Source organism: Streptomyces sp. NPDC005706 (assembly GCF_040631045.1).
GTDB lineage: Bacteria > Actinomycetota > Actinomycetes > Streptomycetales > Streptomycetaceae > Streptomyces.
On sequence record NZ_JBEXYS010000011.1, the window covers coordinates 96,717 to 113,529 of the forward strand.

The following is a 16,813-nucleotide window of genomic DNA, read 5'->3' on the forward strand; positions in this document are numbered from 1 at the left end:
CCGAACAGGCTGGGGGCATTGCTTGTGCTCGGCGGAGCACCGTGGTCGCGGTGATAATGGAGGTCTCCGGGGTCGGTCCTTGCTGACATGGAGAGGGTGCAGTATGTCCGGTTTCGTCGATCGGTCGTTGGACTTCGGCGCTGCGTCCGTGGCCATCCTCGATGCTGGGGGGACGGTGGTGCGGTGGTCTCGAGCGGCGGCGGAGCTGGTGGGGCGCGAGGCAGCGGAGGTTTGCGGCCAGCCGGTGCAGGCCCTGTTCGCTGGTGCTCCCGAGGCGCTACCCGGCATGCAGGACGCGGGGCGGGTGATGCTGCGCACCCGGTCCGGTAGCACAGTGGAGGTGACGTTCCGGGTTGTGCCGCTGGCAGATTCCTCGGAGCTGCTGGTGCTGGCTGGGCCGACGTGGCAGGTAACCGAGTGGGAACACAGCGTGTCGTGTCTGCGCGGGCTGCTCGCCCAGGATCAAATCGGTGTCGGCCTTTTTAACACCGACCTGTCCATTGTACGGACCAATGTGACTCCTGAGATGTTCGGCGGCCCGTCCGCGCCTCCTGCGCGCCTGATACGGGAAATGTTGTCGGCAGAAGACGCCTCGAACGTCGAGGTGATGCTGCGAAGGGTGATGGCAACCGGTGTCCCGGTGGTCGAGCGACATCAGTCGATGCGATTCATTCAGATGCCCGAGCGGGAGTGGGTGCTGTCACTGTCCGCGTTCCGACTGGAGGACGCGCGGGGGCATCCGACAGGTGTGGCCACGATCTTCACTAACATTACCGAACAGGAGCGAGACCGTCAGCACCTTCATATGCTGCACGAGGCCGCCCTCCGGATCGGCGGCTCCCTCGACTTGAGGCGCACCGCGCAGCAAGTGGCGGACGCGGTCGTCCCCGCGCTCGGAGATATGGCATCGATGGACCTGTCCGAGAAGGTGCTCGTGGGCGACGAGCCGTCCCTATGGATGGGCGGCGGCAACACGCGCATGATGAAGGTCGCAGTGGCGTCGCTCTACGGCGCGTGGCCGGCCAGCCATGTCCACGTCGGTGAGCTGCTTCCAGTGATGCCCGAGTTCGACAAGCCACTCCAGGACAGCCTTCTCCACGCCCAGGCGGTGCTTTTCAGCCGAGAGGAATTCATCGCCGTCCTCGGCGGCGATGAGCGGCTGGTCGACCTGCTGGTCGTGCCAGGCGGCCATTCGACCATTGTGGCACCGCTCTACGCCCGGGGCCTGGCACTCGGCATCCTGTCGGTGTGGAGGGTGGACCAGCCCGAACCGTTCACCCGGCGAGAAGTAGACCTCGTGCGCCAGATCGCGTCCCGAGGTGCGCTCGCCATCGACAATGCGCGCCGCTACACCCGCGAGCATCGGGCAGCCGTCACCCTGCAACGGCGGCTGCTTCCGAAGGGGACCAGTGACAGCGCGGCGGCCGAGACTGCCGCCTTCTACTGGCCGGCTGGCGGCGGAGCCGAGATCGGCGGCGACTGGTTCGACGTGATCCCGCTGCCTTCCCTGCGCGTGGCCGTGGTCGTCGGGGACGTCATCGGTCACGGCCTGCACGCCAGCGCCACCATGGGCCGGCTACGCACTGCCGTGCGGACTCTCGCCGAGCTGGAACTCGATCCAGAAGACCTCTTCACCCATATCGCGGACCTGATCCAGCGCCTGGCCGAGGAAACACCTCCCGAGCTCCAGGACACGGTCGGGGCAACCTGCCTGTACGCCGCCTACGACCCGGTCACCTGCCAGTGCACCCTGGTCAGCGCCGGCCACCCGCCGCCCGTCGTCATCCGCCCAGACGGCGCCACCCACCTCGTCGACCTCTCACCGGGTCCACCACTCGCCGTGGGTGGCATGCCGTACGAGACCACCACCATCACCCTGGAACCCGGCAGCGTGCTTGCCTTGTACACCGACGGTCTGATCGAACGCGACGACCAGGACATCGGCAACGGACTGCGACAGCTGATCAGCACCCTGTCCGCACAGTGCGGACCTGATAGGGACCTCAACGAGGTCGGCCCCGCGATCCAGGCCGAACTCGGCGACCACTCGCCACGCGACGACATCGCCCTGCTACTGGCCCGTACGCGCGCGCTGCCGGCCGAGTCGACCGTGAGCTGGGACTTCACGGCGGATCCGGCCGAGGTCGCGAGCGCCCGCGAGGCCTGTACGGCCCAACTCGCTGCTTGGGAACTGGAGGAACTCGCCTTCACCACCGAGCTCATCATTAGCGAACTGGTCACCAACGCCATCCGCTACGGCGGCGCCTCCGGCGGGTCGCAGGACCATACCAATCGGCCGATCAGCCTCCGGCTGATCCGGGACAACGTCCTGGTCTGCGAGGTCACCGACCCGAGCAACACCCAGCCCCGCCTCCGGCGCGCCCTCACCATCGACGAAGGTGGACGAGGACTGTTCCTGATCGCCCAACTAAGCACCCGCTGGGGCTGCCGCTATGGCCGCCGCGGCAAAACCATTTGGGCTGAACAATCCCTACCAAACCGCCCGACGAACCACTCCTCAACGCTGTCGATCTCCTCGACTTAGATCGAGCCCGGCGTGCGCCGCCCTCGATAACCCACGCGCTTCCCGGCTCGCGGCTGGTGGGCGCTGGGACGGCGCATCTGCTCGGCCTCCAGGCGGCTGACGTGGTGGGCGGCGCCCAGGCGGGCGAGTTACTGGCGGTGTCGAACAGGACCGAGTAGCCGGCGTGGGCGGCCTTCCCCCGAGCCCGATGGCTAGGGGTCTTGCCGATGCCGGGCGCCCGGGAGGGGGCCGTCGTTCTGGTTCGCGGACGCCGTCCGGGCGTCTGTGGTTGTGCAGGCGTTTTCGTGCGTCACTCAGTGCGTCTCGCCGTGGCAGCGGCCGTAGCCGCTCGGCTCCCAGCTCCGCCGCGCCGACTTCAACCGCGACAGCTAGGCGGACCTCGCTGTCTCCGCCCCCTACGACGACCACCGCACGGCGCCCTCTGGCTGCTACGAAGCACCAGCACCAAAGGGAGCACCAGCAACGTCAGCGTCTTCGGCCCCAAGGACTACAACGTTGCACCCGGATCCGGCATCGGCACCCTCCTTGACTAAGTCTGCTCACCACCGGGCCGGCGACTACACCCGTGCGCGGCCTGGTCGACGGGCGGGCAAGGCCTGAATCCCGACGGCCGGGGCTGCGTCCCGGCCGTCGGCATGCGGTTGAACAGATCCCGGAACGTCAGGAGTTGCGGTGCTCGCGCCAGGAGCGGCACAGCGCGATGAATTCCTTCTGGCGCTCGGTTAGGAGGTCCTGGGGGCGTTGCAAGTGGCAGTCGAGGATGTGTACGCCGTCCTGAAACGGTTCGAAGCCGATGGTGGACCAGAGGCGGGCGAGTTTGGCGGCCGCCTGGTGGTGTTGTTCCTCGGTCATCTCGCGGCCATCGGCTGGTCCTGGCTCGCACGCAACGGCGACGCAGTCCTGGGACAGGCGGCGGATGGCCACGCTGGCCAGGACGGGGCCCAGGCCGAAGCCGCGCCACGCGGGCTCGAGAATGACCCGGTCCATGATCAGAAGGTCGCCGACGGGGTGTGCGAGCGTCTTCGCGAACGCGTGCGCGAACTTGCTTCGGCCGATGTCCAGCACCGTTTCCCCAATGCGGGAGAGGTCCCCGGTATAGGCGTCCATGGCCTGGAAGGGGTCGTCGGGGCCGAACATGCGCACCCGCACGAACGACATGCGGCCCACTGCCACGTCCTCGATGGGGTCCAAGGTCACCTGGTCGACATCGTGGTGGGCGGCCATGTCCTCGGCCAGAATGGCCGCGTCGATCCGTGCGGCGACCGTCCAGGCTTCCAGCGTGTTGTCGAACTCGTACGCTCGGGCGGGGTGTTCATGGTGGTAAGAGAGGCTGATCAGCGACGGGTTGGCCGGCAGCCGGGGCAGATCAACAGCAGAGGCAGTCGTCACCCGCCCAACCTAGTGGCCCCGCTGCAGCCGTGCAGGCCGTTGCAGGAGCGTGGGTGTGCGGAGCAACACCGCGTCGGCTGAGGCGCCTGTAAGCCGCCCCCGCACCCGGCCCCGGACGGCCTGGGCTCTCCGCTGGCCTCGCCGCGGCACGGGGCTGTGGCTGGGCAGCGGCTTCTTCCCCGCTGGCACCCTGCTCGACACTGTCTTCGTCGCTTGCACCGGACGCGTTCACAGGGCTGATCGGAACCTGCGCTGCGGGCGTCCTGCTCTGGGCCGGCGGCGGCGTGGCTGAGGGTGATCCACGCCTCGCGCAGCAGTAAGGCGGCGGAGTCCAGGTCGCCCAGGGTGCGCATGCGCTGCTTGGCGGCCAGGTTCGCGGAGGGCGAGGTCGGACATCAGTATGTCGAAGACCTCGATCGCCTCGTCCGCGGCGCGGGTGCGCATCGCGGCGACGAACGCCACCAGGGTGGCCGTCGGCGCAGCCGGTCCAGCTTGGAGGTGCGGCGCCTGTCCTCGACCGGCAGCAGCCCGGTCAGGGCGCCGCCCTGGGCGGCATCCGGTTTGGCGGCCGCGGGGTACGCCAGGTCTTGCGGTTGGTGTGCTCGCGGATGGAGGTGACCATGCGCTCCAGGACGGTGGCGCCGGGCAGCAGCACCTTGCTCTCGACCAGCTGCAGAGTGGCGAGGTCGAACAGAGCGATGGGGCGCCCGTTGCCCGACCCGCAGCGTCCCACGCCCAGCGGGCCAGCTTCCACCAGGCGTCGCCCTTCAGATCCCGGTAGCCGTAGGCGTCCTTGATTGCCTTCTGGTGGTCCCACAGGGTGCGCTCGGCGCCGTATCCGGCGAACACCAACGGGGAATGGCCGAGCTGGTCGGCAACGTACTCCACGACCTCGGAGGGCGCCTCCTCGGAGTTGTCCAGGAAGGTGCCCAGGAACCGTACGGTGCCGAGTTGGACGGCATAGCCGAGCTGCGACCTCGCGCCCGCAGGCCATCGCCCGCCGCCGCGCGTCGCGATCCAGCAGAAAGTAGCCGGCCAACTGCCCCTCGTCCGGCACGGTGGTGAACGTGCTCGGCGCTGTTCGTCGGGGCAAGATCCGTTTGAAGGCGGACCCTAGCTAGTCGGCGATCGGCTGCTACCTGCCAGCCCGCTCCACCGCTCCTGCGGGGCGGTACTCGGTTGACGAGCTGCGTTGAACGGGACTGACCTTACGTCGCTTAGCCAATCACGTTCGTCTGACCGTCAGGGCCACTTTCTGCTTTCCTGACCGCCTGCCGGACAGCCCGCTTCATGAAAGCGCGAGGTTAGGGTGCGCCGAAGCTAGGCCCGCATCGATGATCGAGTCAATAGACTGGCATCAAATGACCGCAAAGTAATCAGTAGTCTGAGCGAATGACTACGTAGGTGAAGCCCCAGCACTCCGGGTCATGGAAAGGCGCCCACAACCGCCTGCGGAAGTGGGCCGCCGACGGAACCTGGGAGAAGGTCTTCACCGCTCTGCTTGCCCAGGCCGACGCCGAAGACGACCTCGACTTGCCCGGCCGGCCATGCCCTCGGACGCTACCGCGGCGGACTGACCACCAGGGTCCACTCGCTGCAGACAGCCAATGCCGCCCGTTGGCCTTCGTCATCACGCAGGCCAGGCAGGTGACGCACACGCGTTCGCCGGGATCATGGCCCACTAGCAGGACCCGGGCGCCAGTCAGTGCGGCGAAACCTAGAAGGCTCCGGATGACCGGTGCATCCGGATGCTCCTCGAAGGCCTGCGTGACGGCTTCCTCGAGCTGGTCAGCGTTGTCGCAGGCGGTGTTCAGCTGCCTGAGCAAAGCGGATGTCTGATGCCCGAGAGCCGCCTTGACCCGCGGGAGCTGGTGGAGGTAGTCGCGTTTGAAGACCTCGTGGAGACGTTCGGCTTCAGCCTGGATGCCGCGGATGCGGCCGGCCTGCCCGAGCAGCGACTGCAGGCGCCGCCGTGTCAGCTTCGCAGCCGATGTTGGGTCGGTGCTGCGGCCAGGATGCTGCGGGCCTCCCTCGAGCACACGCCGTGCTTTCGACTCGCGAAGGCGTCGAGGATCGACGAGTAGAACTCTCTGAGCTGGGATCGATGCCCGTTGTGGGCCTGGCCGCGAGCCCAGACGGCGTCCCGCTGGGCCCGGGCGAGCATGGCGATGGTCTGAACGAGTTCGGAGTCCGCCGGCAGCGGCCGGTGGGCGACCATGTCGGTTCGCAGAATGTGGGCCAGGGCCGCGGCGTCCCCAGCGTCTGACTTCTTGCGGGCGACGGAGTGACGGTCCCGGTAGCGGGCGACCGCCAGCGGATTGATCGTGAAGACCGGTCGGCCGGTGCACCGCAGACACGCAACGAGCAGTCCGCGTGCCGTCTCGATCGCCATTAGGAATCGGGGTGCCCTCGTCATCATCGTGCTCCTCCAGCAGAGTCATGAACTGGGCAAACCCTGCGGCATCGTCACTTCTCATCTCCGCCGACGCAGGGTCCGGCAGTGATCCCGCAGCCCGCCGACCAGGCCGTCATGCGCGAGTACAACGAGGAACTGCTCGGAGCTTCGGAGTCGACCGGCGACACCGGCACCGAGGTCGACTACGGCCGCCCCCGTACAGTCTGCTCGACGCGGCGCTGGACGACGGTTCGCTGCGAATGTGGCGCTTCGGCATGGCACTGGAACCATGGCACCTCGCCGTGTCCGTGGACCGCGGAGATTCCAAGATTCCCTACAGAGTCAAGCCAGGAGATCTTGAGCTTGCGGCCTGCGGGAAAATCACTCCTGCTGAGAAGTGATCAAATGACCTCAGGGTTTGACTAGATTAATCGATCGCCATATGGTCGAGATGTAATCAACTCCGTAAGGAGTGTTCCGCCCAGATCGGTCCCGTCGGGACTAGGGCCCCGCCGCAGCTCTGCGGTTCACCTCTCACCTCGCTTCCCGAGGGATCAACATGATTGCAACCGACCTTGCGAAATGCGAAGTCTCGGTACATCCGGGACTCTGTCCCCTGCAGAGTCGTGCTGTCAGCGCTGCCTCGGCAGCGGCCCTTCCCTCCTCGGTACCAGTACTGAGGCGTCATGCCCTAGATGAGATCCGGCGCTGGGATCTCTGCGAGGAAGTCCAGGAGTCGCTCACGCTCGTCGTGAGCGAACTCGTCACCAACGTGGTGCTTCACAGCGCCAGCCCAGACGTCACTCTGCTGCTCAAGCTCAGCCCAGGGGTGTTGACCGTGATCGTCAGGGACAACGGCCAGTGGAGCACATCTGCGGGCTTGGGAGTCCGCGAGGACGCCGACTGCTTCGGGCGAGGCTTCACCCTGATCGAAGCCGTTACCACTCGGCTGACGGTCGCCCGCACACGGACCGGGAACTGGGTCACCGCAGAGCTAGACCTACCGCTCGGGGCGGGCGGCCGCAGCCCAACGGGCGGTGCCTGGCCGACCGAGTCCTCCCTGCCCGAGTGAAACCGCTGGTCACACGCTGCTGTATCGACAAGGTGGCCGATACCGAAGCAGCATTCCACCCTAAGACCGTGTCCTACATGGTCAGTTTGAGGAAGCGCTTGTAGCAGCAGAGGGCGGATGCCAGCCCGAGAAAGGCCAGGTAGTTGCCTGGTTTCCGCTCGTAACGGTGGTAGAGACGGCGGTAGCCGGTCATCCAGGACATGGTGCGTTCAATGACCCACCTGCGTCGGCCGAGTCGCTCGTTGAAGTCGATGCCCTTGCGGGCGATGCGGACGCCGATGCGTTTACCCCATAGCCATCGCCGCAGGTGAGGGATGTCGTACGCCTTGTCTGCATGGAGGCGCACGGGCTTGAGTCGGCCGCGTGGGATTCGTGTCCCATGTGGAAATGGGACAGCATCGGCTTCAGGGCGAGGGTGTTGTGTGGGTTGGCCGCGGAGAGCCCGACCCGTAGGGGCAGTCCGTTCGCGTCGGACAGGACATGCATCTTGGAACCGGGCTTATCCCGGTCCACGGGGCTCGGACCTGCAAGTTCGCCCCCTTTTAGCCCTCACGTGGGCTGAATCGAGCACCGCACGAGACAGGTCGACCAGGTCCTGCTCGTCCAGGAGCTGGAGAACCTTATGATGCAGCCGCCCCCATACTCGGGCGCGAGACCAGATGGCGAAGCGGCGATGCACGGTCGACTTCGACGCTCCGAAGCACGGTGGCAACGCCCGCCATGCGCAGCCGCTGACCAGCACGTAAATGATCGCGGCAAACACCGCCTCATCATCGATGTTCGCAACCCCGCCGCCCCATGGACGCACCCGCGCCGGCGGCAGCAACGACCTTGCCAACTCCCACACGCTATCCGGAACGATCCATCCCCACCGTCCACCCCCCCCCATGCCCTACACAACCGTCAATTGACCATGTAAGACACGGTCTTAGACCGCGGGACCGGAAGCCGAAGAGCCTCCATAAGTTCGGAAGCAGCAACGGCGCGCGACGGGCGTCAGCGCCCACCTGGCCCGGCCTCGTACGACCGGGAGCACGGCGCAGCGATCGGTCTTGTTCCACTTCGATGTGCCGGCGGCAGGTGACACGCGGTGATCTCCAGGCCGGTTTCGGCAGTGAGGTCGGCCAGATGAGACTTCCCGCCGCGGGTGCGGTAGCCGTTCGAGCCCCCACCGTCGGCAGTGATCAGCAGCCGGTGTGCCCGGGGGTAGTCGTGCCGGCAGCGGGCCTGCCACCAGCGGCGGATCGAGGCAACGGCGAACGCCGCCGTGTCGTGATCAGTGCCGATGCTGACCCAGCCGGTGTTCGCCGCCATGTCGTAGACGCCGTATGCAATGGCCTTTTCGGCCTGGCCGGGGAAGGCGTGGGTGTTAACCCTCACGGGTTGCTTGGCGGGCCGCCACTCGTGCCCCGCGTTCTTGTAGTCGCCGATCAACTCCTTCTTCTTGGTATCCCCACTGATCATCGGGTCGCACGCGTCCCTGTGATCGCGCGCCTGCTCGTTGAGGTAGCGGAACTGCCTCGACGACGGCTACCTCGGGCTCCGCCGTGACCACCCCGGGCAGGCGGTGACGCCGCCACGGAAGGGCAACAAGATCAGCCCGCCCGAAGTCCATGAAGCCCGACGCCGAGCCCGCCACCGCCACTCCTCACAGCGCATCACCGTCGAACACGCCCTCGCCGACCACAAACGCTGGAAGCAGCTGACCCGCTGGACCCACCGGCGAGACGTCCTGCCTGCCACCTACCAAGCCATCGCCGGTCTCGTCTCCGACCGCGCCATCACCGGCTGACACAGCCCCGAACAGGAGAGACACACCTCACCTGCTATCACGCACCAGCTCGTTATGAGCGCGGGACGTTGACAGTCGTGGCGCTACCCGGTCCCCGCATTGCGCTGGGTCCGGGTAGTGCCACCCTCAGCTGTACACCTGCACTGAGTAGAGCGAGTATCCGTAGGTTGTGCCGCGCTGGGTGAGGGTCAGCCGTAGGTAGCGGCCCTGGCCGCTCAGCCCGGTGAGGTCGTCGGTATCGCCGTTGCCCGTGCTCGTGCTGTAGATCGTCGTCCACGTGGTGCCGTCCTGCGACATCTGCACCTGGTACGCCTTCCCGTAGGCCGCCTCCCACGCCAGCTTGACGCGGCCGATGGACTGCGAGGCGCCGAGATCGACCTGAAGCCACTGCGGGTCGGCGCGCAGACTCGACCAGCGTGTGGCCGGGTCGCCGTCGGTGGCGTACTCCGACGGGAAATCGGCCGTCTCGACGGACGAGGCAGTGGTGGGCCGGGCCTGGGCGAGATCCGGGGAGTAGACCTCGACGCCGTACAGCGAGTATCCGTAGGTTGTGCCGCGCTGGGTGAGGGTCAGCCGTAGGTAGCGGCCCTGGCCGCTCAGCCCGGTGAGGTCGTCGGTATCGCCGTTGCCCGTGCTCGTGCTGTAGATCGTCGTCCACGTGGTGCCGTCCTGCGACATCTGCACCTGGTACGCCTTCCCGTAGGCCGCCTCCCACGCCAGCTTGACGCGGCCGATGGACTGCGAGGCGCCGAGGTCGACCTGAAGCCACTGCGGGTCGGCGCGCAGACTCGACCAGCGTGTGGTGGCGGCGTCGTCGGTGACGTTGGCCCCGGCGAAGTAGTCAGTGTTATTGGTGGAGTTGCCAGCGCCGTTCATATTGGCCCTCAGGACCGGCTCGACGCTGGAGGTGGTGACCGGACGGTACTGGGCGAGATTGCCCGGCAGCGCGGCCGAGGGGTGGCCGGTCGAGTGTCCGGCCGCGCCCATAACGGGCACGAAGTCCAGGTAGGCGGCGGTCGGCTTGGGCGAGCCCCAGGTCTGCTGAGCCAGGACGCGCAAGGGCTTGGCGATGCCGTCAGCGACCTGTTCCTCAGTCTCTGCCCCGGGCGTGTCGCACCAGATGTGCAGCTTGGAGCCGCGGTTCTTCGTCGGGTCGGTCAGGGTGCCGCCGTTGTCGAAGGTGTCGGCCGTCCACGTCGTGTACAGGGACGCCGTCGGGGGCTTGTAGCCGCCGAGCACGTAGTAGAGCTGGGAACGGGGCTCGTTGGTGACGATGTGGCCGGCATCCACCAGCGCCTGCGCGCTGAGCCCGGCGGAGTTCCACTTTTCGCCGATGATGTCGGCGTTCGGTGTGACGGTGCCGTCGCCGTGTATGCCGTCGGTCCACATGCGTGCGGTCTTGCCCGCGGCGCGGATGACGGAGTCGACGTGGTTGATGAAGCCGTAGTAGGTGTCGGCGGCCTTGGCGCCGCTGCCGTAGTGGGCCTGCGCGTAGGTCAGCAGCTGAGGGTAGCTGGTGTAGCTGGTGAGGTACTCGTCGGCTCCCATGTGGAAGTAGGGGGCGGGGAAGAGCGCCAGGTACTCCTTCACGAGGTCGTCGACGATGGTGTAGGCGCCGGGCAGGGAGAGGTCAATCTTGCCGGTCGCCGCGGTACCAGAGGAGTCTTTGAGCTGGAGGTCGGGATGCGCCGCCAGGATCGGCGCCATGTGGCCGGGGGCGTCGATCTCGGGGACGACCATCACGTGGTAGCGCGCCGCGTAGGCGATGAGGTCGGTCATCTCCTGCTTGCTGTAGTGCTGGGTGGAGACGACCTCGGGGTGGCTGGTGCTCTCGATGCGGAAGCCCTTGTCGTCCGACAGGTGCAGGTGAAGGTAGTTGAGCTTGAGGTGGGCCATTTCGCGGATCTGCTGCTGCAGCCAGCCGATAGTGAAGTACTTGCGGCCGACGTCCACCATGAGGCCGCGCTCGGGCTTGGCGGGCCAGTCGCGGGCCGTGCCGCCTGGAACGATGTTGCTGCGACCGAGGAGTTGCAGGACGGTCCTGGTGCCGTAGAACGCGCCGGCGTCGGTGCGGGCGGTCACGGTGAGTGCCCCGGCGACCTTGAGCGCATAGCCCTCGGTGCCGAGCTGAGTGTCGGCCGATCCGAGGGTGAGCACGATGTCGCCGGTGCGCGCCTGGTCCGGGGTGGTCTTTACGACCGGCACGGTGGTCCCCGTGTGCACAGACAGGTCCGCGGCGAACTGCTGCGCGTCGTCGGTCAGGGTCCCGGCGTAGGTGCTGTCGGCCAGGACGCGGACGGCCGGGGTGAGGACGAAGCCCCCTGAGGTGCCGGTCCACTGCTGGAGGGCAGGGACGGTCGGCGGGACAGGAGTGGCGGCATGTCCGGTCGCGGCCGTCGGGAGGATGGCAACGGCGGCGAGCGCTACCGCGGCGGTGGCACCGGCGAGGGCGCGGCGGATCCTGGTCCGCCACGCGGAGCGGTCGAGCGGTGGTGGCGGGGAGACATGTGATGTCCGGTCGGGTGCCATAGGGATTCCCTTCGTGACAATCGCGAATCGCAGACGACAGAACCCTCTGCAGAGACTTGACACCGGAGTGAACTGGCAGCAGGGAAGCCTCGTCAAGAGGTCTACACCAATTCGTTCCATGGTTTCTTTTAGTAATGCTCACCTCGCCCTGCCGTACGGCCCGCCAGACCGCAGGTGGCGGAGTGACGGTGGCGTCGGCCGTGCACGTAGGACGGTTACCGCGACGACCAGGACCAGACCGAAGGAGGCGACGACCGGGTGCCGCCTGCGGCCGCCGACCTTCTTCCCGCCGTCCGCCGGATATCGAGCACACGATCCTCGCCGGAGTCCGCACCGACTGGGAGTCGACGATCGACGCTGTCCGGTCGGGTGAACACCGAAGCACGGTGGCAACGCCCGCCACGCGCAGCCGCTGACCAGCACGTAAATGATCGCGGCAAACACGCCTCATCATCGATGTTCGCAACCCCGCCGCCCTGTGGACGCACCTGCGCCGGCGGCAGCAACGGCTTGCCAACTCCCACAAGCCATCCGGAACGAGCCATCCCCACCGTCCACCCTCCCATGCCCTACACAACCGTCAACTGACCATGTAGGAGACGGTCTGAGGGCGGCATTACCGAAGGGTGGTGGCTATGCCCTGGCGCGACCGAAAGTCGGGCATGGCCACCACCCTGGTCTGTATCCGCAATAAGGTGCTCTATCGAAACAGGCCACAGGGCGAGCACCTGGCGGTCCGTCTCAAGCGGAGCGCTCCCACTCCTCGGCTGAGACCGGGTGCGCGAACGGCCGACTGTTGGCATACCGCTCCAATTCGTCGGCGGCCGCTGCCGCCATGCGGTGGAGTTCGTTGCCCAGCGAGCCGGCGATGTGTGGGGTCAGCACCACGTTGGGCAGGCCGTAGAGTGGGGATTCGGCGGGCAGCACCTCAGGAGCGGTCACGTCGAGCACGGCGTCAAGTCGGCCGGACACCAATTCCTCGGTAAGCGCCTGTTGGTCGACGAGCGAACCGCGGGAGGTGTTGATCAGCGTCGCCCCGGTGCGTAGCGCTGCCAGCCGTTCGCGGTTGATCAGATGGTGGGTGGCGGGCAGCTCGGGGGCGTGCAGGCTTACCACGTCGCTCCTGCGGCACAGTTCGTTGAGGTCGACGGCCGTTGCGCCCAGCCGCTTCGCCTCCCGGGGCTGGAGAAACGGGTCGTGGACGAGCAGCTCCAGGTCGTGTGGTCGCAGCAGTTTCAGAACGCGGCGGCCGATCCGGGATGCTCCGATGACGCCTACGGTCCGGCGGTAGTTGCCAGCATCGGCGTAGGCGGCCTGCCAGTCCTGGTCGGCGCGGCGCTGCCGATAGTCATCACGGATCCGCAGCACTTCCTTGCCCGCCAGAAGCACGAAGGCAACGGTGTACTCGGCGACGGGCAGGGCGTTGGCCCAGGCGGCGGATGTGACATCGATGCCACGGTGCCAGCAGGCCTCGGTGATGTGATGCTTAACGGACCCAGCCGCGTGGATGACCGCGCGGAGCCGGGGTGCCCGGTCCAGCACGTCCTCGGTCAGAGGCGGGCAGCCCCAACAGCTGACGATGACTTCCGCCTCGCTGAGGGCCGCCGAGGCCTCCAGTGTGTTGAAGTTGTCGACCACCAGGTGCGGGTCTAGATCGGCGATCGAGGTCATCCTCCGCATCGTCTGCTCGTCAATCAGCCTGGCCGCCAGGTCGGCGTGCATCGCAAGCAGGGCACGCGGTCGGCGGCGTGGAACTGGGGCGTAGCCGGCGTCATCGACGGGAAGAGAGTTGTGCACGGCGTCTCCTGGGCAGAGTCTGGCGCTAGGGTCTGACGGTCACAGGCGGTCGGCGTCACTTGACGGCTCCAGCCGTCATGCCTGCCTTCCAGAAGCGCTGCAATCCGATGAAGGCCACGACCAAGGGGATGACGGCGAGCAGAGAACCGGTGACCACTAGCGGGTAGTACTCCGGGAAGGCGCGAGTCTGGGTGTTCCAGGAGTAGAGCCCGAGGCTCACCGGGAAGAGCTTTGTGTCGGAGAGCATGACCAGCGGGAGGAAGAAGTTGTTCCAGATGGCGGTGAACTGGAACAGGAAGATCGTCACGAAGCCAGGCATGACCATGCGAACGCCGATCGACCAGAACGTCCGCAACTCCCCCGCCCCGTCCATCCGGGCGGCTTCGAGGACCTCCCCAGGGACGTACCCGCTGCAGAACACCCGGGCAAGGTAGACGCCGAAGGGATTGACCAGCGACGGCAGGAACACGGCCCAGAAGCTGTTGACGATCCCCACCTTGGAGGCGAGCAGATACATCGGCAGCGCAAGCGCCGTGGTCGGCACGAGCACGCCCAACAGGACGAGACCGAAGAGCTTCTCCTTGCCCCGGAATTGGTAGACATGAAACGCGTAGCCAGCTGCTACGCAGATGAAGGCGCACAGCGCGGCGCCGACCCCCGCGTACAGCAGCGAGTTGAGGTACCACCGGAAGTAAACGCCGTCGCCGGTGGCCGCCAGATGGGCGAGGTTCTCGCCAAGGTGCCAACGGTCGAGCGAGAGCGTGCGGCCGCCGAGCAGGTCCCCGGTGTTCTTGGCCGCTGCGGTCAGAAGCCACAGCAACGGCAGGATCATGTACAGCGTTGACGCTAGCAGGACGCCGTTCACAGCGGCCTTCGACAGGGACCAATGGCGCGGGCGCCTAATGTCCAGGTCGGGGGCCCGCCGCGGAGTATGACGCCGTTGTTGGAACTCTATGGGCCTGGTCGTGCTCATGCTCCGTCTCCCTTCGCCTTGGTGGAGCGCCCGCCGGAGAACCGGGTGGCAATAAACGAGAGGGCGGCGGCCGCGAGGGCGAGTAGGACGGAGGAGGCGGCGGCCAGGCCGTAGTCGTTGCGTTCGAAGGCGGCCGTGTAGGCGTACATGTTGGGCGTCCAGGTGGTGACGACGCCAGGGGCCGCACCGTGGAGGATCATCGGTTCGGTGAACAGCTGGAGCGAGCCGATCACAGTGAAGAGGCCTACCATGGCCAACGATGGTCGGATCAGGGGCAGCTTGATGCTCAGGGCTGTACGCAGCGGGCCGGCGCCGTCGACGACAGACGCCTCCAGGACCTCGCGGGGGATCGCCTGGAGGGCCGCGAAGAAGATGATCACGTTGTAGCCGGTCCACTCCCACAGGGCGATGTTGACGACGGCGGGTACCGGATTGCCCAGCATGTCGAGCTGGAGACCCGCCGAGTCCAAGGCGCTGACCACGGGGCTCACGCCCGGAGTATAGAGGTACATCCAGATCAGTGCGGCGATGATGCCGGGGACAGCGTGCGGCAAGAACAGGGCGAGCTGGTAGATGCGTTTCGCCCGAGCGAGGGCCGAGTCGAGCAGCAGCGACAGCAGCAGCGACAGGCCGATCATCAGCGGGATGTAGAGCAGGCAGTACAGGGCGAGGTTGACGAACCCGTCGCGGAATGCGGCGTCCCCCAGGGCCTCTGTGTAGTTGCCGATACCGCTGAAGACCCGCTTCACACCGCCGAAGCCGAGGCCCGACCCCTTTTCGCTGTAGAGGCTGAGGTAGATCGCGTTGCCGATGGGAATCAGCGTGCAGGTGGTGAAGAGGCCGAAGAACGGGAGGAGGAGCAGGGCCGGGGCCCCTGGCCGCCCCCGCCGAGGGGCGGGGGCGGCCAGGGACGGGACTCGCCGCGGCGCAGGGGCCACCATCAGCCGGTCACCTTGATCCCGCGGTTCTCCAGTTCCTTCTTGGTCGCCGTCTCGGCGCCTTGGACGGCGGTGATGATGTCGCCGCCACCGCTGTGGACCTTGGCGAAGGAGTCCTTGAGGGAGTTGTTGGTGGTGCCCATGACCGGGCCCCACGTCCACCGGGTCCTGATCGACTTTGCGGCCTTCGAGTACAGGCCGTAGAGGTCCTGGTCGCCAAAGAGAGTGCTTTGGAAGGCGTTCTGGGCAACCGGGACCAGATTCGTGGCAGCCGGGTAGGAGGAGGACGTGCCCGAGTTGATGCGTGCCTTGATGGCGTCCTCGCTCGTTGTCGCCCACTCAGCGAACTTCACCGCTGCCTCGGCCTTCTTGCTGTCCTTAGATACGGCGAACGTGGTACCGCCGAGCATGCCACTCGCCGGCTGCCCGTCGAAGGTCGGCATCGGGGCTGCCGCCCACTTGCCCGCTTGGTCGGGAAGCGTGCCGCCCAGCACCCCTGCGCCCCAGCTGGCGCCGAGATAACCGACTGTCTGAGCCTTTTGCAGAGAGGCGGTCCACTGCTGAGAGAAGGACGGGGCGACGTGGACCAGATCGTCGTTGATCATCTTCTGCCAGTACTGGGCCGTCTGTCGGGTGGCCTGGTCCTGGAAGCTGACCTTCCAAGAGTCGTTCCCAGGCTTGAACCACTGCGCGCCGGCCTGCCAGGCCATTACCTCGAAGGTGCTCGGGTCGTCGGGGAAGAATGTGGCGATACGGGCTTTGGAGTCAGCCTCCTTGATCTTCTTCGCTGCCGCCCGGAACTCGTCCCAGGTTTTCGGGGGGGTCGTGATCTTCGCCTTCTTGAAGACGTCCTTGCGGTAGTAGAAGGCCTGGGGTGCGGCGTCGAGCGGAAGGGCCCATGTTGACTTGCCGAGCGTCGTCATCTTGAGGGCCTGCGGCAGATACTTGGACTTGAGGGTGTCAGGCACGTACTTGCTGATGTCCTGCACGGCGCCGCGGCTGACGAAGTCGGGCAGCTGCGGGTATTCCACGTTGAAGATGTCAGGCGCATTGCCCGCGTTGACGGCGTTGGAGATCTTGGCGTAGCCGCCCGCGTTGCCTGACGGGATCTCTTGGAACGTCACGCGGATGTCCTGATGGGTGGCGTTGAAGGCATTGACGACGTCCTGCGTCCCCTTGGCCCAGCCCCAGAACGTGATGGCGACGGGGTCTTCCTTGGAGGGCGTGTCCGCGTCGCCGCCGGAGCCGCACGCGGACAGCGTGGCGAGGCACAGGGCGGTCGTGGCGGCAACGAGGCCGGAACCGTATGTTTTGCGGCGGGGGAACGAGGAGGAAGACATGGCGCGGCTCCTTAGAGAAGTCACGGCACCGGAGTCCCCTCGG

At 66.7% G+C, this 16,813-nt stretch carries 10 protein-coding genes and 5 pseudogenes; 3 read left to right on the forward strand and 12 right to left on the reverse strand.

What is annotated here, in order from left to right; all coding sequences use genetic code 11:
- The first annotated feature begins 103 nt into the window (after positions 1-103).
- Entirely contained in the window at positions 104-2,545 is a 2,442-nt protein-coding gene (locus ABZ478_RS19695) for a SpoIIE family protein phosphatase (protein ID WP_359551047.1), read from the forward strand.
- Positions 2,546-3,205: 660 nt separating this feature from the next.
- On the opposite strand, the gene ABZ478_RS19700 is transcribed toward ABZ478_RS19695, so the two are convergent.
- The 4 genes and pseudogenes from ABZ478_RS19700 to ABZ478_RS19715 form a co-directional block, all read right to left on the reverse strand.
- Positions 3,206-3,934, reverse strand: a complete 729-nt coding sequence (locus ABZ478_RS19700; protein WP_359551049.1) for a hypothetical protein — start codon at positions 3,932-3,934, stop codon at positions 3,206-3,208.
- A gap of 532 nt (positions 3,935-4,466) precedes the next feature.
- Positions 4,467-4,688, reverse strand: a complete 222-nt coding sequence (locus tag ABZ478_RS19705) for a DUF4158 domain-containing protein (RefSeq protein WP_359551051.1) — start codon at positions 4,686-4,688, stop codon at positions 4,467-4,469.
- Positions 4,689-4,699: 11 nt separating this feature from the next.
- Positions 4,700-4,951, reverse strand: a pseudogene (locus ABZ478_RS19710) (DUF4158 domain-containing protein); the annotation flags it as partial.
- A gap of 958 nt (positions 4,952-5,909) precedes the next feature.
- Positions 5,910-6,350, reverse strand: a complete 441-nt coding sequence (locus ABZ478_RS19715) for a transposase (protein ID WP_359551054.1) — start codon at positions 6,348-6,350, stop codon at positions 5,910-5,912.
- A gap of 538 nt (positions 6,351-6,888) precedes the next feature.
- Here ABZ478_RS19715 and ABZ478_RS19720 point away from each other — a divergent pair.
- Positions 6,889-7,401 carry an ATP-binding protein gene (locus ABZ478_RS19720; RefSeq protein ID WP_359551056.1) on the forward strand — a complete coding sequence of 171 codons (513 nt, stop codon included), beginning with the start codon at positions 6,889-6,891 and terminating at the stop codon, positions 7,399-7,401.
- Between the two features lie 73 nt (positions 7,402-7,474).
- Here the strand turns inward: ABZ478_RS19720 and ABZ478_RS19725 are convergent.
- Together ABZ478_RS19725 and ABZ478_RS19730 are read right to left on the reverse strand one after the other, a co-directional pair.
- Positions 7,475-8,290 (reverse strand): annotated as a pseudogene (locus tag ABZ478_RS19725) (IS5 family transposase).
- Between the two features lie 156 nt (positions 8,291-8,446).
- Positions 8,447-8,919, reverse strand: a pseudogene (locus ABZ478_RS19730) (ISAzo13 family transposase); the annotation flags it as partial.
- Position 8,920: 1 nt separating this feature from the next.
- On the opposite strand from ABZ478_RS19730, the pseudogene ABZ478_RS19735 reads away from it, so the two are divergent.
- A pseudogene (locus ABZ478_RS19735) lies at positions 8,921-9,193 on the forward strand (IS5/IS1182 family transposase); the annotation flags it as partial.
- A gap of 126 nt (positions 9,194-9,319) precedes the next feature.
- Here the strand turns inward: ABZ478_RS19735 and ABZ478_RS19740 are convergent.
- The 6 genes and pseudogenes from ABZ478_RS19740 to ABZ478_RS19765 all read right to left on the reverse strand — a co-directional run bounded on the left by ABZ478_RS19740 (position 9,320) and on the right by ABZ478_RS19765 (position 16,770).
- The gene (locus ABZ478_RS19740; protein WP_359551059.1) at positions 9,320-11,722 is read right to left on the reverse strand and encodes a family 20 glycosylhydrolase; all 2,403 of its coding nucleotides are present in this window, start codon (positions 11,720-11,722) and stop codon (positions 9,320-9,322) included.
- A gap of 372 nt (positions 11,723-12,094) precedes the next feature.
- Positions 12,095-12,299: pseudogene (locus tag ABZ478_RS19745) on the reverse strand (transposase); the annotation flags it as partial.
- Between the two features lie 164 nt (positions 12,300-12,463).
- Positions 12,464-13,444, reverse strand: a complete 981-nt coding sequence (locus ABZ478_RS19750; protein WP_359551061.1) for a hydroxyacid dehydrogenase — start codon at positions 13,442-13,444, stop codon at positions 12,464-12,466.
- A gap of 130 nt (positions 13,445-13,574) precedes the next feature.
- Entirely contained in the window at positions 13,575-14,351 is a 777-nt protein-coding gene (locus ABZ478_RS19755; RefSeq protein WP_359551254.1) for a carbohydrate ABC transporter permease, read from the reverse strand.
- 137 nt (positions 14,352-14,488) lie between these two features.
- Positions 14,489-15,433, reverse strand: coding sequence for a sugar ABC transporter permease (locus ABZ478_RS19760; RefSeq protein ID WP_359551063.1), 945 nt, complete (start codon positions 15,431-15,433; stop codon positions 14,489-14,491).
- Positions 15,433-16,770: a sugar ABC transporter substrate-binding protein gene (locus ABZ478_RS19765; RefSeq protein ID WP_359551065.1), complete on the reverse strand. Its 1,338-nt coding sequence runs from the start codon at positions 16,768-16,770 to the stop codon at positions 15,433-15,435. Before ABZ478_RS19765 ends, ABZ478_RS19760 begins: the two co-directional genes overlap by 1 nt.
- Between the last annotated feature and the right edge of the window lie 43 nt (positions 16,771-16,813).

Excerpts from the sequence above, each read along its gene's own strand:
- ABZ478_RS19695 (WP_359551047.1), top strand. The coding sequence starts at position 104 with ATGTCCGGTTTCGTCGATCGGTCGTTGGACTTCGGCGCTGCGTCCGTG.
- ABZ478_RS19715 (WP_359551054.1), bottom strand. The coding sequence starts at position 6,350 with ATGACGAGGGCACCCCGATTCCTAATGGCGATCGAGACGGCACGCGGA.
- ABZ478_RS19720 (WP_359551056.1), top strand. The coding sequence starts at position 6,889 with ATGATTGCAACCGACCTTGCGAAATGCGAAGTCTCGGTACATCCGGGA.
- ABZ478_RS19740 (WP_359551059.1), bottom strand. The coding sequence starts at position 11,722 with ATGGCACCCGACCGGACATCACATGTCTCCCCGCCACCACCGCTCGAC.
- ABZ478_RS19750 (WP_359551061.1), bottom strand. The coding sequence starts at position 13,444 with ATGCACGCCGACCTGGCGGCCAGGCTGATTGACGAGCAGACGATGCGG.
- ABZ478_RS19755 (WP_359551254.1), bottom strand. The coding sequence starts at position 14,351 with ATGATCCTGCCGTTGCTGTGGCTTCTGACCGCAGCGGCCAAGAACACC.
- ABZ478_RS19760 (WP_359551063.1), bottom strand. The coding sequence starts at position 15,433 with ATGGTGGCCCCTGCGCCGCGGCGAGTCCCGTCCCTGGCCGCCCCCGCC.
- ABZ478_RS19765 (WP_359551065.1), bottom strand. The coding sequence starts at position 16,770 with ATGTCTTCCTCCTCGTTCCCCCGCCGCAAAACATACGGTTCCGGCCTC.